This is a genomic window from Mycobacterium sp. (assembly GCF_019247615.1).
GTDB lineage: Bacteria > Actinomycetota > Actinomycetes > Mycobacteriales > Mycobacteriaceae > Mycobacterium.
The window spans coordinates 1-2,411 of record NZ_JAFBAT010000003.1; the positions used below are offsets into that span (position 1 = coordinate 1).

Annotated in this window: 2 protein-coding genes and 1 pseudogene; all 3 read left to right on the plus strand. The window is 65.9% G+C overall.

Annotated elements, in window-relative coordinates; translation table 11 throughout:
* Positions 1 to 294: pseudogene (locus tag JO059_RS00100) on the plus strand (hypothetical protein); the annotation flags it as partial.
* 302 nt (positions 295 to 596) lie between these two features.
* Entirely contained in the window at positions 597 to 1,469 is an 873-nt protein-coding gene (locus tag JO059_RS00105) for an SDR family NAD(P)-dependent oxidoreductase (RefSeq protein ID WP_293313552.1), read from the plus strand.
* On the plus strand, positions 1,459 to 2,411 hold a 953-nt coding region (locus tag JO059_RS00110), incomplete at its 3' end, for an AMP-binding protein (RefSeq protein WP_293313554.1). The genes JO059_RS00105 and JO059_RS00110, both read left to right, overlap by 11 nt.

Genomic DNA, 2,411 nt, shown 5'->3' on the forward strand with positions numbered 1-2,411 from the left:
GCCGACCTGGCAGGATTCGAAATTGCGGCGTTTCCAACTCTCGCCACTGGCGAAGCCTGTGGACGTGTCGAGTACCTGCGCACCACGATCGCTGCGCTTGCCCAAGATCGCTACAGGGGAAGCGGCCCGAACTTCATCAAGTGGGACGGTTCCGGATACTCGTCCGGTTGGGGGCTCTCGCGGGTTGTGGCGGTGGGCCGCCTCGGGAAATCACCTCAGCGGCGGGGTGAATCACGCATTCGGAAACTCCTCCCCATTGCCGATACGAAATCGCGGCGAAAACTCGCCCGATAACCTGCCGCATGGCTGATGTTCGCGAGCTGGAAATACGCAGTTGAGCATGATCTGTGGCGGGTAGGCACCCCGAAGATGCCAGGAGAGCCGAAACGGGTGCAGCCGAGCCGGGATACCGACTTGAAGCCGCCGCACGGCGCGGGTTGAGCAACGGCCACATGGTCGGCTGGCGCGGGGGCGGTCCCGGCGGGCGCTGGTCACGCCTGGTCGGGTTGCCGGGGCATTAATGACCGGTGACAAAAGTGGGTACTACTCTCACGCTTACTTCGAGGAGGGCGTGTGCATCGAACGGTTCCGTGCCGATGAGCGTGACCGGCAAGCTGGTCGACGTACTCGTGAATCCACCGAGAGTGTCGGATCCGGACAGACTGAAAAGGGCGGTGTCCGGCAAGACGGTTCTGGTCACCGGCGGCTCCTACGGCATCGGTGAGGCCACCGCCCGCAAACTGGCGGCGGCAGGGGCCACCGTCCTGCTCGTTGCTCGCTCGGCGGAGAAGCTGGATGAGGTTGCCGCGTCCATCAACGCCACGGGCGGGCGAGCTGTCTCCTATCCGACCGATCTGAGCGACGAGGCGCGGGTCACCGAGCTCACCAAGCAGTTGGCCGAGAACCACGGCCCGATGGACATCGTTATCAGCAACGCTGCCAAGTCAATTCGCCGAGAGCTGCGGCTGCAGTACGACCGGCCGCACGACTTTCAACGCACCATCGACACGAACTACCTCGGACCGATCCGGCTGCTGCTCGGGGTGCTCCCGCAAATGCGCCAGCAGGGCGCGGGACACATCGTGAACGTGTCCACCATCGGTGTCCGAATGCATCCCACCCCGAGGTGGGGGACTTACATCGCATCCAAGGGCGCGTTCGACATGTGGCTGCGCAGCGTCGCACCGGAGTTGCACGCCGACGGCATCGACATGACGTCGATTTACCTGGGGTTGGTCCACACCCGCATGAGCGCGCCGACAGCGAGCCTGCGCAGAATGCCCGGCATGCAGCCGGACGAGGCCGCAGACGTCGTCGCCAAGGCGATCATCGAACGACCGCGCAGGGTTCAGCCGCGTTGGACGCTGCCGGGCGAACTGGCGTCGGTCCTGCTGGCCCCCGCCTTGGAGCGCGGGACGCGGGTGATGTACCGGCACTCGGAACGACGGGCCAGAACCCATGAGCGATGACTCCGTCAAGTTCAGGGACATCGCCGCGGCACTACCGCGCCTGCTGAGGGATGGGCCCGTCATCGCGCGCGGCGCGGTCATCGCGGGCCTGACTCGCCGGTCGGCCAGAGCCTCGATCGGCCGGGCTTTGCAGGATCGCGCGCGGCGGCACGGCGACCGCGTTTTCATCAGGTTCGACGACGAAACCGTGACCTACCGGCAGGCCAACGAAACGGCCAATCGTTATGCGGCAACGCTTGCCGCACGGGGGATCGGCCGCGGCGATGTCGTCGCCATCATGCTGACGAACTCGCCGCGCTTCGTCCTGCTCATGCTGGCGGTGGTCAAGCTGGGCGCGATCGCCGGCATGCTCAACTACCACCACCGCGGCGAGGTGCTGGCACACAGCGTCGAGCTTTTGAATGCCAAGATCCTGATCGCCGAGGAAGACCTGCTCAAGGCCGTCGGCGAGTCCGGGGCGCACGTGGCCAATTCGATCGCCGTCGACGAACTGCAGCGGCTGGCCGCGGACGCCTCGACCGAAAACCCCGCGGTGACGTCGTCGGTGCTCGCGAAGGACAACGCCTTCTACATTTTCACCTCCGGAACCACGGGAGCACCGAAGGCCAGTGTGATGACGCACTACCGGTGGCTGCGGGCGCTCGGCGGCTCGGGGGCCGTCGGGATGCGGTTGCGGAGCAGCGACACGCTGTACTGCTGCCTGCCGCTGTACCACAACAGTGCGCTCACTGTGGGGGTGTCGGGAGTGCTCAGCGCCGGTGCCACCCTCGCGCTGGGGCGCTCGTTCTCGGCGTCACGGTTTTGGGACGAGGTCATCCGCTACGACGCCACCGCCTTCCTCTACATCGGCGAAGTCTGCCGCTACCTGCTCAACCAGCCCGAGAAGGACACCGACCGCAAACACAAGGTGCGCGTGATCGCCGGCAACGGGCTGCGGCCCGA

Bases quoted from the DNA above. Each gene is read 5' to 3' on its own strand.
- JO059_RS00105 (WP_293313552.1), top strand. From the start codon at position 597: ATGAGCGTGACCGGCAAGCTGGTCGACGTACTCGTGAATCCACCGAGA.